Source organism: Micromonospora sp. NBRC 110009 (assembly GCF_030518795.1).
Taxonomy (GTDB): domain Bacteria; phylum Actinomycetota; class Actinomycetes; order Mycobacteriales; family Micromonosporaceae; genus Micromonospora.
Genome location: NZ_CP130427.1, coordinates 5,743,199 through 5,756,442 on the forward strand (window position 1 = coordinate 5,743,199; position 13,244 = coordinate 5,756,442).

A 13,244-nucleotide genomic window follows, 5' to 3' on the forward strand; every position below is an offset into this window, starting at 1 on the left:
TGACCTGAACCTGCCTGTGCCAGGAGGCCGTAGATGAGAGACAATTTCGGCAACGCGGTGGGCGACGCGTTTCGCTCGGTGATGCTGTTCCTGCCCAAGGCGGTCGCGTTCATCGCGATCCTGGTGGTCGGCTGGCTGATCGCCAAGGCCGTGCTCAAGATCGTGGACAAGGTCCTCGAGCGGCTGCACTTCGACCGGGCCGTCGAGCGCGGCGGCATCAAGACCGCCCTGGCCCGCTCGAGGTACGACGCCAGCGACATCGTCGCCAAGCTCGCCTACTACGCGGTGCTGCTGGTCACCCTGCAGCTCGCGTTCGGCATCTGGGGCCCGAACCCGATCTCGGACCTGATCTCCGGGGTCGTCGCCTGGCTGCCCCGGGCGTTCGTGGCCATCGTCATCGTGGTGGTCGCCGCGGCCATCGCGAAGGCGGTCAAGGACATCATCTCCAGCGCCCTCGGCGGCCTCTCCTACGGCCGGATCCTGGCGAACATCGCCTCGGTGTTCATTCTGGGCCTGGGCATCATCGCCGCGCTCAACCAGATCGGCGTGGCCACCGCGGTGACCACCCCGGTGCTGATCGCCGTCCTCGCCACCGTGGGCGGCATCCTGGTCGTCGGCGTCGGCGGCGGCCTGGTCCGTCCCATGCAGAACCGGTGGGAGAGCTGGCTGGCCCGCGCGGAGGAGGAGTCGCGGACCATCGCCACCCACGCCCGGGCGTACCAGGCCGGCCGGCGGGACGTCGAGTCCCGGCTGAGCGAGCCGACCAGCCCGTACGCCGAGGCCGAGCTGACCCAGCCGGTCGCCCGGGACGGATCGGTGGTGCCCACCGCGCCGGCGTACGCCGGCTCGGAGCTCACCCAGCCGACCACGCCGCGCCAGCCCACCGCCGAGCAGGCGGCGGACAGCGAGGCCACGATGATCCTGCCGACGGCGGACGCGGAGAAGTTCCGCCGCTGACCGTCCGCGCCACCACCGGGGCGGGACCCGATCGGGTTCCGCCCCGGTTTCCGTGCCGAACCAGCATCGACTGAAGCCACGATGTGCCACGTCGGCCCGAGACGCGGGTCAGCAGCGCCCATGACCTCGGAAGCAGCCCGACCAGACCACGACGCAGCCGGTTCTCAGCCCGGCCGCGCCTCCAAGAGCATCTTCAATCTCGCCAGGTCCTTCCGGTTCGCCCGGCGCATCGCGCCGGCGAGAACCGGTGCGGCGATCGTCGCGAAGCCGCTCGGCTCGCCGCGGTTGCGCAAGGTCATCCGGGTACGCTCCGGGCCCTGCGGCGTCCATTCGTAGCTGGTTTCCATCGGAAACGGGCCCTCGGCGGTCCGCATGACGAGCCGCTCGTCGGGTACCAGCTCGACGATCTCGTACGTGTAGGCCAGCCGCCGCCCGAGGAAATGCGCTACGAAGGCGACCCGGGAGCCGACCTGCAACGGCGGGGACGTCTGCCACTCGACGGAGCTGATGTTGACGTACCACGCGGGGGCGTTCGACGGGTCGCCCGCGTAGGCGGCCACCTCGCCGAGCGGGCGATCGATCACCACTTCGGACCGCACATCCACTGGCACGGAAGCCTCCTTCGGTTCGCTCCATCGTCGCAGTCGGCGCGCGGCGATGTCGCGGGCCGCACGATCGGCCGATGCCGGTTAGCATCAGGCGCATGACCTGGCGATGTTGATCCCGCCCTAGAGGCCGTGGCCGCGGGCCGCCGCGGACGCCGTACGTCCGGTGTCCGTTTCGTCCCCGTGGGAAGGCCTCATGATCGTCACTCCTGCGCGCGTACCGGCGACCCGCCCGCTGGCGGCCACGCTCTACGGCTACGCGTTCCTCACCGACTTCGTCCTGCTCTATCCGCTGTACGTGCTGCTGTTCGCCGACACCGGGCTGTCGGTCGGGCAGATCTCCTCGCTCTTCGTGATCTGGTCGGCCACCGGCATCCTGCTGGAGGTGCCCTCCGGCGCCTGGGCCGACGCGGTGTCCCGGCGGCTGCTGCTCGCCCTGGCCCCGCTGCTGCCCGCGGTCGCCTTCGCCCTCTGGGTGTTCGTCCCGTCCTACCCGGCGTTCGCCGTCGGCTTCGTGCTCTGGGGGGCGGGCGGGGCGCTGCGCTCCGGCGCCCTGGAGGCGCTGGTCTTCACCGAGCTCGACCGGCTCGGCGCCGCCGACCGCTACGCCCGCCTCATGGGCCGGGCCCGCACCGCGGACGTGGCCGCCGCGGCGGCCTCCGGGGCGCTGGCCGGTCCGGTCTTCGCCCTCGGCGGCTACCCGGCGGTCGGCGTGGCCAGCATCGGGGCCTGCCTGCTCGCCGCGGCCGTGGCGACCCGGTTCCCGGAGCACCGCGCGGTCCCGGCCGCGGGGCCCACGGCGGGCGCCGGCGGACCCGGGCCGGACGACGGCGACGACGAACCGGGCTGGCTGGCCAGCCTGCGCGCCGGCCTGGCCGCGGCCCGCGCCGACCGCACGGTCCGCGCGGCCCTGCTGCTCGTCCCGGCGGTGACCGCCGTCTGGGGCGGCCTCGACGAGTACACCGGCCTGCTGGCCCGGGACACCGGCGTCTCCGAGGCCACCGTGCCGCTGCTGCTCCTGCTGCTCTGGGGCGGGATGACCGTGGGCGGGCTGCTCACCCCGGTGGGGGAGCGGCTGACCACCGGCGGGTACGCCGGGCTGCTGGTGCTCGCCGCGTCGACGCTGGCGGTGGGCGCCCTGCTCGGCCGCCCGGCGGGGTTCCTGCTGCTCGCGGTGGCGTTCGCCGCGTTCCAGCTCGCCACGGTGCTGGCCGACGCCCGGTTGCAGGCACGGATCACCGGGACCGCGCGGGCCACGGTCACCTCGGTGGCCGGGATGGCGACCGACCTGACCATCGTCGCGTTCTACGGCGCGTACGGGCTGGTCGCCGGCGCGGCGGGCAACGCGCTCGCCTTCGCGCTGGCCGCGGTGTCCTACCTGGCGGTGGCGCTCTGGCTGGCCGCGCGGCGTGGGGCCGTCGACGCCCGGCGAGGCGGACCGCCGCCGGCTGCCGGTGCGGTGGGTGATCCCGGCCGGCCGGCAAATCGGCAGTTACCGGAAAAGAGTTCGCCGTCCTGACTACGGTAGGTGCGCAAGGCGGTCAGCGGAACGCGGCCCGGCCCGTGCCACGACGGTCCGCGGCGGTGGGCTGGCCGGGCAGGGCCGACCCCGGAGGCGATACCGGTGACGATGGAAGCAGAGCGCACCCTGCGGGAGGAGGAGCTCACCCGGCTGGGTGAGCTCGCCGCCCAGCTCCGAGTGGACGCGATCCGGAGCAGCACCCGGGCCGGATCGGGGCACCCGACGTCCAGCCTGTCCGCCGCCGACCTGCTCGCGGTGCTGATCTCCCGGCACCTGCGCTACGACTGGTCGTACCCGGGCAACCGGGCCAACGACCACCTGATCTTCTCCAAGGGCCACGCCTCGCCCCTGCTGTACGCGGTCTTCCGGGCGGTGGGCGCGATCAGCGAGCAGGAACTGATGGACACCTACCGGCAGTCGGGGTCGCGCCTGCAGGGCCACCCCACCCCGGTCCTGCCCTGGGTGGATGTCGCCACCGGTTCGCTCGGCCAGGGGCTGCCGGTCGGCGTGGGCATCGCGCTGGCCGGCCAGTACCTCGACCAGCTGCCGTACCACGTCTGGGTGCTCTGCGGCGACAGTGAGATGGCCGAGGGCTCCATCTGGGAGGCCCTGGACAAGGCCGGACACTACGGCCTGCGCAACCTCACCGCGATCGTCGACGTCAACCGGCTCGGCCAGCGCGGGGCGACCGAGCTGGAGTGGGACCTGGACACCTACCGGCGCCGGGTCGAGGCGTTCGGCTGCCAGGGGATCGTGGTCGACGGCCACGACCTGGTCGCCGTCGACGAGGCGCTGGGCCGGGCCCGGCAGGCGACGGGACCGACCGTGGTGCTCGCCCGGACGGTCAAGGGCAAGGGCGTGCCCGAGATCGAGAACAAGCCGGACTGGCACGGCAAGGCGCTGAAGCCGGACATGGCCGAGCGGGCCGTCGCCGCGCTGGGCGGCGTCCGCCAGATCCGCGTCACCGCGCCGCCGCCCGAGCCGGTGCCGGCGGCCGGCGCGCCGGCCCCCGCCGAGCCACCCGCCCTGCCCGAGTACCCCAAGGGGGAGAAGGTGGCCATTCGCAACGCGTACGGCGACGCGCTGCGCGCGCTGGGCGCCCGCCGGGACGTGGTCGCCCTCGACGGCGAGGTCAGCGACTCCACCCGCGCGGACAAGTTCGGCGAGGCGTACCCGGACCGGTTCTTCGAGATGTTCATCTCCGAGCAGCAACTGGTCGCCGCCGCGGTCGGGCTCCAGGTGCGCGGCTACCGCCCGTTCGCGGCGACCTTCGCCGCGTTCCTGTCCCGCGCCTACGACTTCATCCGGATGGCCGCCATCTCCCAGGCCGACATCGTGCTGGCCGGCTCGCACGCCGGCGTGGAGATCGGCCCGGACGGCCCCTCCCAGATGGGGCTGGAGGACCTCGCCGCCATGCGCGCCGTGCAGGGCTCCACCGTGCTCTATCCGAGCGACGCCGTCTCCTGCGCTGCCCTCGTCGCCCAGCTCGTCGACCGCGAGGGGGTCAGCTACCTGCGCACCACCCGGGGCAAGTACCCGGTGCTCTACGACAGCGGCGACGTCTTCCCCGTCGGCGGCAGCAAGCTGCTCCGCGACGGCGACGACGTCACGCTGATCGGCGCCGGGGTGACGGTGCACAACTGCCTCGCCGCCGCCGACGAGCTGGCCCGCGAGGGGATCGACAGCCGGGTCATCGACCTCTACTCGGTCAAGCCGGTCGACCGGCAGCGGCTGCTGGACGCCGTCCGCGCGACCGGCGGGCGGCTGGTGGTGGTCGAGGACCACTATCCGGAAGGGGGACTGGGCTCCGCCGTCCTCGAATCGCTGGCCGACCTCGCCGAGCCGGTGCGGGTCAGCCACCTCGCGGTACGCGGACTGCCCGGCTCCGCGACGCCGACCCAGCAGATGAACCAGGCGGGGATCGGGGTGGACGCCATCGTCCGGGCGGCACGCGCCCTGGGGTGACGGTCCCCGTCGTTTCACCCCCCTCTGCGCGGGTACCCGCAGGTCCGGTCCGAGAGGGGGTCCCAGGTGAACCACACGGAGTTCATCCAGTTGGTGGCGGCGAAACCGCAGATGTCACCGGCGCAGGCCGAGCCGATCACCCGTGCCACGCTCGAGACGCTGGCGGAACGGATCACCGGCGGACAGGCGCGCGACCTCGCGTCGCAGCTTCCCCAGGAACTGAAGGGGTGTCTCAGCTTCGCCGGGGTGAATCCCGAACCGTTCGGGCTGCCGGAGTTCCTCGAACGGGTGCAGGCCCGGGCGGCGGTGGAGCTCCAGGCGGCGACCGACGGCGCCCGCGCCGTGTTCGACACGTTGCGGGAGACGATCAGCGCCAAGGAGTACGGGGACTTCATCGACCAGTTGCCGCAGGACTTCTGGCAGCTGACCGGGCCGTCGGTCAACCGGATGGAAACCCGCCGGGTCGGCACCTGATCGGGGGACCGGCGGGATCACCGCCGCAACCGGATCTCGGCCGGTTCGCGGTCGCTGCGCAGCCCCTTCCAGGAGGGGTGCCGGAGCCGCTGGTCCGGGGTCCAGGACCGAAAGGTGACGTCCCCGACCAGGACCGGGTCCACCCAGACGGCGTGCCGCGCGTGCTCGCGCGGAACCGGGGCGTCGAACGGCGGGTCCCGTCGGGTCAGCGGCTCCAGCCGGCGCTGGAGGTCGCGCAGCACGGTCTGGGTGAAGCCGGTGCCGACGTGCCCGACATAGACCAGCCGGTCGTCCGGGTCGTACATGCCCAGCAGCAGGGAGCCGATGGTGCCGGAGCGCCGGCCGGCGCCCGGTTTCCAGCCGCCCACGACGACCTCCACGGTGTCGTTGAGCGGCACCTTGACCCAGGCGGACGCGCGGCGGCCGGGCTCGTACGTCGAGCGGAGTTGCTTGGCGACCACCCCTTCGAGGCCGAGCTCCGCCGCCGCCGTGGCCAGATCCCGGCCGGCGTCGCCGGTCCAGTAGGGCGGGGTGTCGACGCCGTCGCCGCTGAGCTCCAGCTCCTGCAACGCGCTGCGGCGTTCGGTGTACGGCAGGGACGTGGTGTCCCGCCCGTCCAGGTACAGCAGATCGAACAGGTAGATCCGTACCGGAGTGGCGCTGACCAGCGCGGCGGCCGGCGCCCGGACGTGCATCCGGCGCTGCAGCGCCGAGAAGCTGGGCCGGCCCGCGCCGTCGAGCGCCACGATCTCCCCGTCGAGCACCGCCCGCCGCCCGGCCAGCAGCGTCGCCAGCTCGCCCAGCTCCGGGTAGGCCCGGGTGACGTCCCGGTCGTTTCGGCTGAGCAGCCGGAGCCCCTTGTCGACGTAGGCGATCGCCCGGACGCCGTCCCACTTGAACTCGTAGCCCCAGCCGGGCCCGGTCGGCAGGGCGCCGCTGGAGGCGAGCATCGGCGGCACGAGCGTCGGCATCCTGGCAGCCACGTCTCGATCCTGGCCGACCTCGCCCGGGGGTGACGCCGTTTCCGGCCTTCTGCCCGGACGGCCGCGCAGGCCACCGTTTGTGGCGGTCACCGCTGGGTAGCCACGGACGCTGTCTCCCGGACGGGAAGGTGGGACATGGCGGAGCTGGAGTTCTTCGAGAAGGTGGCCGCACGGGCGGGGGTGCCGGCGGCGACCGCCCGATCCCTGACCGAGGCCACCCTGCGGACGCTCGCCGAACGGATCAGCGGCGGCGAGGCCGCGGACCTGGCCGACCACGTGGCGCACGAGCTGCGCCCGCTGCTGGCCCGGGCCCGCCCGGAGGAGCCGCAGGTGTTCGGGTACGACGAGTTCCTGCGGCGGGTGGTGGAGCGGGCCGGGACGACGCCGGACGTCGCCGAGCGGGGCGCACGGGCCGTGCTGCAGACCTTGCACCGGGTGGTGGGGCACCAGGAGTTCGAGCACGCGTTGGCGCAGCTGCCGAAGGAGATCGGGGCCCTGGCCCAGCCGGTGCCCCGCGCGCCCTGACCGGTGGGGGATCGGCCGGCCATTAGGCTGGGTCGATGGATGTTCTGAGCTTCGACCGACACCGTGCCGAGATCGTCGCGCAGAGCGATCTGCTCCGTGCCCACCTCGACGGCGCCGACCTGACCACGCCCGTGCCCTCCTGCCCGGGCTGGAACGTCGGCCAGTTGGCCCGGCACCTCGGCGGGGGCCAGCAGTGGGCGGCGGAGGTGGTCCGCACCCGGGCCGCCGAGCCGCCCTCCGACGCCCACTTCCGCGACCTGTCGCCCTACGCCGACGAGGATCCGGCGGTGGTCGGGCCGTGGCTGGTCGAGGGCGCCGCGGGACTGGCCGAGGCGCTCACGGCGGCCGGCCCCGAGGTGACCACCTGGACGCCGCTGCCGGTGCCGGCTGCCGGGGCGTTCTGGGCCCGCCGGTTCGCCCACGAGACGCTGCTGCACCGCGCCGACGCCGCCCTCGCCCTTGGCGTCGACTTCGCCGTCGACCCGGCGGTGGCCGTCGACGCGCTGGACGAGTGGATGGAACTGGGCTCCCTGCCGCAGATGTTCGACTTCCACCCGCATCGGCGCGAGCTGCTCGGGCCGGGCCGTACCCTGCACCTCCACGCCACCGACCTGCCGGCGGCGGCCGGCGCGGAGTGGCTGGTCGACCTCACCGGCGACACCCTGGCCTGGCGGCGGGCGCACGAGAAGGCCGCGGTGGCCGTCCGTGGGCCGGTGAGCGAGCTGCTGCTGCTCGTCTACGGCCGGCGGCCGGTCGACACCGCCGTCGTCGAGGTCCTCGGCGACGCCAAGCTGCTCGACTTCTGGCTGGAGCGGGTCGCCTTCGGCTGACGGCGGTCCGGCGGCCATCGACCGCCGGCGCCACCACCGGCTCAGCCGGGCAGATGCACGAACGACCACTGGTGGCCGTCGAGGTCCCGGAACCCGCGCATGTACATGAAGCCGAGGTCCTGCCCCGGGCCCAGCGACGTGCCGCCCGCGACGACCGCCAGGTCGACCAGGTCGTCCACCCGCTCCCGCCGGTCGACGCCCAGGCCGACGATCACCTCCCGGCTGGTCGAGGTGTCGCAGACCTCGGCCCCGGCGAACGCGGCGAAGGCCACCGGCGTGTGCAGGATGAGGTGGGTGGTCCCGCCGAGGGTGAGTTGGGCGCTGTCGCCGCCCGGCTGAAGGGGACCGGCGGTGAACCCCAGCGCGGTGAAGAACTCGATCGCCCGGTCGAGGTCGCGTACCGGCAGGTTGACGAAGGTGGCGACGCTCATCGGACCGCCTCCGTCGACTCCAGCACCTGCTTCAGGGCGGCGAGCCGGTCCCGCCAGTACGTCTTCAACCGCTCGGCCTCCTCGGCGTCGGTCAGCTTCTCGTGCAGGACGGCCACCCGGGCCTTGGCCTCGCCCAGCGGGGTGAAGCCGACGGCGATCCGGGTCGGCCCGCCGGCCCAGTCCGCCCGGAAGGTCTTCGGTGCGGTCGCCGTCCGAACCCGCAGGTCCACCTCGGGCAGCCACCGGCGGCGCAGCGTCTCGTCGGCGAACGCGTCGAAGAGCACCGCCACCGGTACGGCCACCGTCCGGCTCCCGGAGGTCTCGAAACCACCACCCCGGCGCTGGCCGGGGGCGCGCAGGCCGCGGGCCTGCTCGTACCCGACGGTGATGGTCTGCGCCCACCAGCCCGGCACCTCGTGCACGGTGACCAGCCAGTGGGCGATCTCGGTGTGGGTCCGTTCGACCGCGCCCCACGCGTCGAGCCGGGCGAACCAGGCGTCCCAGTCGTCTCCGGTGCGCTCGCGCAGCAGCGCGGCGGAGACCCGGTCCAGCTGGCTGCGGCTGCGCGCGGCGTCCGTGGTGGCGGTGGTCGGGGCGGCCGGCGTGGTCCTGGTGAGCAGGTGCCGGCGGGCGGTCGTGTAGCTCTCGCCGGTCCTGGCCATCCGGGCGCGGACCCGGGACTTGAACGACTTCTGACTCGTCATCACATGCTCCCTGTCGACGGCGCGGTCGCAGGGGACTCACGCTCCCGTCGACCCCGCCGTGGGCATGTGGCGTGTGTCGGTGGGCCAGTTGGCACCGCGTCCCGAGGGCTCGGGGCCCCCTTTGCCTCCGCGGGGCCGGTGGCGTGAGCACCGGGCTGGAGGTGAGGCGCAGGACTGCGCCGTGGCCAGCCTACGCCATCCGCCGCCCGGGGTGGGGGAGGTCAGCTCACCGGCCGGGCTCGGCCGCCTGCTCCCACATCGACTTCATCTCGTCGAAGGCCTGCTCCATGATCTGCACCATGGCCCGGCGGGCCCGCTCCCCGTCGCGGTGCTGGAGCGCCTGGGCCACCTCGGCGTGCAGCTGCAACGCCTGCTGGTCGGGGTGGTGCGGCATCAGGTGGTAGTGGTGCCGGCCGGTGAGCACCTCGGCGACCAGTTCCTGCAGCTTCACGAACATCTCGTTGCCGGAGGCGACGAGGACCCGCCGGTGAAAGTCGATGTCCAACCGGAGGAACCGCTCCTCGTCGCCGGCCTCGCCGGCGGCCCACATCTTCGCGGCGATGCCGACCAGGTCGCTGGCCTCGTCGGGGGAGATCCGGCTCGCCGCCAGCCAGGCGGCGTGCGGCTCGATCGCGGTCCGCAGCTCGGTGATCGAGCGCAGCTGCGCCATCCGCCCGGCGGAGGCGAGCCGCCAGCGGATCACCTGCGGATCGAAGACGTTCCACGCCTCGGCGGGCCGGATCAGCACGCCGACCCGGCGGCGGGTCTCGATGAAGCCCATCGACGCGAGCACCCGCAGGACCTCGCGGATCACCGACCGGGAGACGGCGTACCGCTCGACCAGCTCGTCGATGTTGAGCACCGAGCCGGCGGCAAGTTCGCCGCCGCAGATGGCGGTGCCGAGGTGGTCGAGGACGCGGGCGTGCAGCCCCGCCTCGGCGGGGCCGGACTGGGCGGGTGCGACCCCCGGGGAGGACTGATCCACGCGCTGGATCATATCAGTTGGAGATCAGCCCTTGAATAAATCCGCTTTTTCGGCCTAGCATCCCGTCGTTAAGCGGACGTTACAGCGTTGTGGCGCTCTTCCCCCGGGGCGGCGACCACGAGAAAAGGAGAGATGACGTGCGACGTCGATCGATAATCGGTACGTCTCTGGCCGCGGTGGTCGCCATGGGCCTGGCCGCCTGCGGCGGCGGTGGCGACGACAGCGGCGCGTCCAAGACCGTCCACGTGACCCTGGCGAACCACGTGTGGACCGAGAACATCAAGAAGGCTCTGCCCGAGTTCGAGAAGCAGACCGGGCTCAAGGTCGAGATCACCCAGCTCGGCGAGGACCAGCTCTCCGACCAGTACAACGTCAAGCTCAACGCCGGCTCGTCCGACCTCGACGTGATGATGTACCGGCCCCTCCAGGAGGGGAAGCTCTTCGCCAAGAACAAGTACCTGGCCGACCTGTCCGACCAGGTCAAGTCCAGCAAGGACTGGGACTTCTCCGACTTCCAGTCCGGCCCGGTCGAGGCCACCACCTACGAGGGCAAGCCGGTGGGCGTCCCGATCATCACCGAGCAGGAGGTCCTGTACTACCGCAAGGACCTGCTCGCCAAGGCCGGCCTGAGCGCCCCGCCGAAGACCCTCGACGAGCTCAAGACCGCCGCCGCGAAGATCAAGGCCAGCGTCCCGGGCACCGCGGGCTTCGTCGCCCGGACCGGCAAGTCGCCGGCGGTCACCCAGTTCTCCAGCTTCCTCTACAGCTTCGGCGGTGACTTCGTCGACGGCAGCGGCAAGGCGACCGTCAACAGCGACGCCGCCAAGCAGGCGTACGCCTTCTACGGCGGGCTGATCAAGGACTCCGGCCCGGCCAACGTCAGCACCGACATGAGCTGGCCCGAGGCGATGGCCATCTTCACCCAGGGCAAGGCCGCCTTCTACACCGAGGCCAACTCGCTCTACAAGAACGCCACCGACCCGGCCAAGTCCAAGGTGTCCGACACCGTCGGCTTCGCGCCGTTCCCGGCCGGCCCGGCCGGCTCCAAGCCGTACAACATCCCCTCGTGGGCGCTGGGCGTCAACGACGCCTCGAAGAACAAGAGCAACGCCTGGAAGTTCATCGAGTGGGCCACCGGCAAGGAGCAGACCCTCGCTCAGCAGAAGGCTGGTGTGCCGAGCGCCCGTACCTCGGTCTGGGCCAACCCGGAGGGCACCGCGAACTACCCGAAGGACCTGGTCGAGGCCATCAACGCGAGCACCAAGGACGGCGTCGCCCATGACCGGCCCGTGGTCGTGAAGGTCGGCCAGGCCCGCGAGCTCGTCGGCCAGCCGATCGTCGACGCGATCACCGGCAAGGACCCGGCGGCCGCGGCCGACACCGCCAACGACGCCTTCCAGAAGTTCCTGGACGACGAGGCCAAGTAACACGCGCGCGGGTGGTGGGGCAGTTCGCCCCACCACCCGCGTACCCATGTCGGTCCGCCCACCCCGGAGATCTCATGGCAACCGTCACCACCCCCAGCCGCGCGCCCGGCGGCGCCGGCGTCATGCCCGACACGCCCGGCTGGGCGCGTTGGGCCAACGACCACCGCAAGTGGCTGTTCGCCACGCCCGCGATGGCTTTCGTCGCCGCCTTGATCGTGATCCCGCTGGGCTGGACCGGCTGGCTCAGCCTCACCGACGCCGAGGGGTCCGTCCGCGCCGAGAGCGAGTTCGTGGGCTTCCAGAACTACCTCGACGTGCTGTCGGACACCGACCGGTTCTGGCCGGCGGTCGGCCGTACCGCCAGCTTCACCCTCGTCGCGCTGCTGTTCGAGGTGGTCCTCGGCATGGCCATCGCGCTGCTGCTGTGGCGGCCGTTCAAGGGCCAGAAGTGGGTCCGGGTAGCCATCCTCATGCCGTTGGTCGCCACCCCGGTCGCGGTGGGCATGATGTGGCGGCTCATCTTCGACCCGAACATCGGCCTGGCCAACCAGGTGCTCGGCTGGGTCGGCATCGGCCCGCAGCCCTGGCTCGCCGGCCAGCACTCCGCCCTGCCCACCACGATCTTCATCGACGTGTGGCAGTGGACGCCGATGGTGGTGCTGATCCTGCTCGCCGGGCTGACCTCGCTGTCCGAGGAACCCCAGGAGGCGGCGCGGATCGACGGCGCCAGCACCTGGCAGCGGTTCCGGCACGTCACCCTGCCGCTGCTGATGCCCACGGTCATCGTGGCGATCCTGCTGCGCGGCATCGACGCGCTGAAGACCTTCGACATCCTCTACGCCACCAAGGGCAAGGGCGGCGGTTCCTTCCACGAGGTGGAGACCCTGAACGTGTACGCCTACGGGCTGAGCTTCGACTACAACGAGTACGGCGTCTCCTCCACCGTCCTCATCCTCTTCTTCCTGATCATCATCGGGTCGATGTGGGCCCTGACCGCGCGGCGCAAGGGGGTCAAGCGATGAAGGCCAGTCCCGCGTACCGGGTGTTCCGGGTGGTGGCGCTCGTCCTGGTGGTGCTGTCGCTGGTGGCGCCGCTGCTCTGGATGATCGCCGCGTCCTTCAAGACCAACGTCGACATCTACGACACCGGCAAGGCGCTGATCTTCTCGCCCACCCTGGACAACTACGCCAAGGTCCTCCAGCAGTCGCACTACGTCCAGTTCATCGGCAACAGCCTCTGGGTGGCGTTCGCCGCCACCGTGCTGTCGCTGATCCTCGGCGTGCCGGCCGCGTACTCGATGAGCCGGTTCAACATGAAGAAGTCGGCCTTGGTGGTGCTGATGGCCCGGGTCATCCCCGGCGTCTCTCTGCTGGTGCCCTGGTACTACGTCTTCTCCAACCTGCAGCTCGTCGGCGGCTTCACCGTGCTGATCCTCAGCCACATGTTCGTCTCGCTGCCGCTGATCGTCTACATCATGATGGGCTTCTTCGACGGCCTGCCGGAGGAGCTGGAAGAGGCGGCGCTGGTCGACGGGCTGACCCACGTCGGCGCGTTCCGCCGGATCACCCTGCCGCTGTCCGTGCCGGGCATCGCCACGGCCGGCATCCTGTCCTTCATCTTCTCCTGGAACAACTTCATGTTCGCCCTGGTGCTCTCCGGCGCGGACACCAAGACCCTGCCCGTCGCGATCTTCGACTTCGTCGGCTACGCCAGCATCGACTGGGGCGGCCTGATGGCCGCGGCCACCGTGGTCACCCTGCCGATCATGGTGATCGCCCTGTTCGTGCAGAAGTACGTGGTCTCCGGCCTCACCGCCGGCGCGACGAAGGGCTGAGC

General features: G+C 72.0%; 14 protein-coding genes. 9 read left to right on the forward strand and 5 right to left on the reverse strand.

Going from position 1 to position 13,244, the window contains the following annotated elements:
* Positions 1-33: 33 nt before the first annotated feature.
* Entirely contained in the window at positions 34-957 is a 924-nt protein-coding gene (locus Q2K19_RS27055; RefSeq protein ID WP_302764935.1) for a mechanosensitive ion channel family protein, read from the forward strand.
* A gap of 164 nt (positions 958-1,121) precedes the next feature.
* Here the strand turns inward: Q2K19_RS27055 and Q2K19_RS27060 are convergent, their stop codons facing one another.
* Positions 1,122-1,568: an SRPBCC family protein gene (locus tag Q2K19_RS27060; protein WP_302764937.1), complete on the reverse strand. Its 447-nt coding sequence runs from the start codon at positions 1,566-1,568 to the stop codon at positions 1,122-1,124.
* Between the two features lie 190 nt (positions 1,569-1,758).
* On the opposite strand from Q2K19_RS27060, the gene Q2K19_RS27065 reads away from it, so the two are divergent.
* The 3 genes from Q2K19_RS27065 (at position 1,759) to Q2K19_RS27075 (ending at position 5,523) form a co-directional block, all read left to right on the forward strand.
* Positions 1,759-3,081: an MFS transporter gene (locus tag Q2K19_RS27065; protein WP_302764939.1), complete on the forward strand. Its 1,323-nt coding sequence runs from the start codon at positions 1,759-1,761 to the stop codon at positions 3,079-3,081.
* 111 nt (positions 3,082-3,192) lie between these two features.
* A complete protein-coding gene (locus Q2K19_RS27070) occupies positions 3,193-5,049 on the forward strand; it encodes a transketolase (protein ID WP_302772759.1) in 1,857 nt (618 codons plus the stop codon).
* Positions 5,050-5,115: 66 nt separating this feature from the next.
* Positions 5,116-5,523: a DUF2267 domain-containing protein gene (locus Q2K19_RS27075; protein WP_302764940.1), complete on the forward strand. Its 408-nt coding sequence runs from the start codon at positions 5,116-5,118 to the stop codon at positions 5,521-5,523.
* A gap of 17 nt (positions 5,524-5,540) precedes the next feature.
* Here the strand turns inward: Q2K19_RS27075 and ligD are convergent, their stop codons facing one another.
* On the reverse strand, positions 5,541-6,506 hold the full coding sequence (gene ligD / locus Q2K19_RS27080; RefSeq protein ID WP_446839591.1) for a non-homologous end-joining DNA ligase: 966 nt from the start codon (positions 6,504-6,506) through the stop codon (positions 5,541-5,543).
* Between the two features lie 135 nt (positions 6,507-6,641).
* Here ligD and Q2K19_RS27085 point away from each other — a divergent pair, with 135 nt between their 5' ends.
* Both Q2K19_RS27085 and Q2K19_RS27090 read left to right on the forward strand, forming a co-directional pair.
* Complete coding sequence (locus tag Q2K19_RS27085; RefSeq protein WP_302764941.1) at positions 6,642-7,031, forward strand: DUF2267 domain-containing protein; 390 nt, start codon at positions 6,642-6,644, stop codon at positions 7,029-7,031.
* Between the two features lie 35 nt (positions 7,032-7,066).
* A complete protein-coding gene (locus Q2K19_RS27090; RefSeq protein WP_302764942.1) occupies positions 7,067-7,861 on the forward strand; it encodes a maleylpyruvate isomerase family mycothiol-dependent enzyme in 795 nt (264 codons plus the stop codon).
* A 41-nt stretch (positions 7,862-7,902) separates the two neighbouring features.
* On the opposite strand, the gene Q2K19_RS27095 is transcribed toward Q2K19_RS27090, so the two are convergent.
* From Q2K19_RS27095 to Q2K19_RS27105, 3 genes are all read right to left on the reverse strand, one after another.
* Positions 7,903-8,292: a VOC family protein gene (locus tag Q2K19_RS27095; RefSeq protein ID WP_302764944.1), complete on the reverse strand. Its 390-nt coding sequence runs from the start codon at positions 8,290-8,292 to the stop codon at positions 7,903-7,905.
* On the reverse strand, positions 8,289-8,996 hold the full coding sequence (locus Q2K19_RS27100; protein ID WP_302764945.1) for a hypothetical protein: 708 nt from the start codon (positions 8,994-8,996) through the stop codon (positions 8,289-8,291). The genes Q2K19_RS27095 and Q2K19_RS27100 overlap by 4 nt, the downstream gene beginning before the upstream one ends.
* Positions 8,997-9,222: 226 nt before the next feature.
* Positions 9,223-9,981 (reverse strand): FadR/GntR family transcriptional regulator, encoded by a 759-nt coding sequence (locus Q2K19_RS27105; protein WP_302764947.1) that lies wholly within the window; start codon positions 9,979-9,981, stop codon positions 9,223-9,225.
* Between the two features lie 137 nt (positions 9,982-10,118).
* On the opposite strand from Q2K19_RS27105, the gene Q2K19_RS27110 reads away from it, so the two are divergent.
* The 3 genes from Q2K19_RS27110 (at position 10,119) to Q2K19_RS27120 (ending at position 13,242) form a co-directional block, all read left to right on the forward strand.
* Positions 10,119-11,408 carry an ABC transporter substrate-binding protein gene (locus Q2K19_RS27110; protein ID WP_302764949.1) on the forward strand — a complete coding sequence of 430 codons (1,290 nt, stop codon included), beginning with the start codon at positions 10,119-10,121 and terminating at the stop codon, positions 11,406-11,408.
* A gap of 74 nt (positions 11,409-11,482) precedes the next feature.
* Positions 11,483-12,430, forward strand: coding sequence for a carbohydrate ABC transporter permease (locus tag Q2K19_RS27115; protein WP_302764950.1), 948 nt, complete (start codon positions 11,483-11,485; stop codon positions 12,428-12,430).
* Positions 12,427-13,242: a carbohydrate ABC transporter permease gene (locus Q2K19_RS27120; protein WP_302764952.1), complete on the forward strand. Its 816-nt coding sequence runs from the start codon at positions 12,427-12,429 to the stop codon at positions 13,240-13,242. Before Q2K19_RS27115 ends, Q2K19_RS27120 begins: the two co-directional genes overlap by 4 nt.
* Positions 13,243-13,244: the final 2 nt, after the last annotated feature.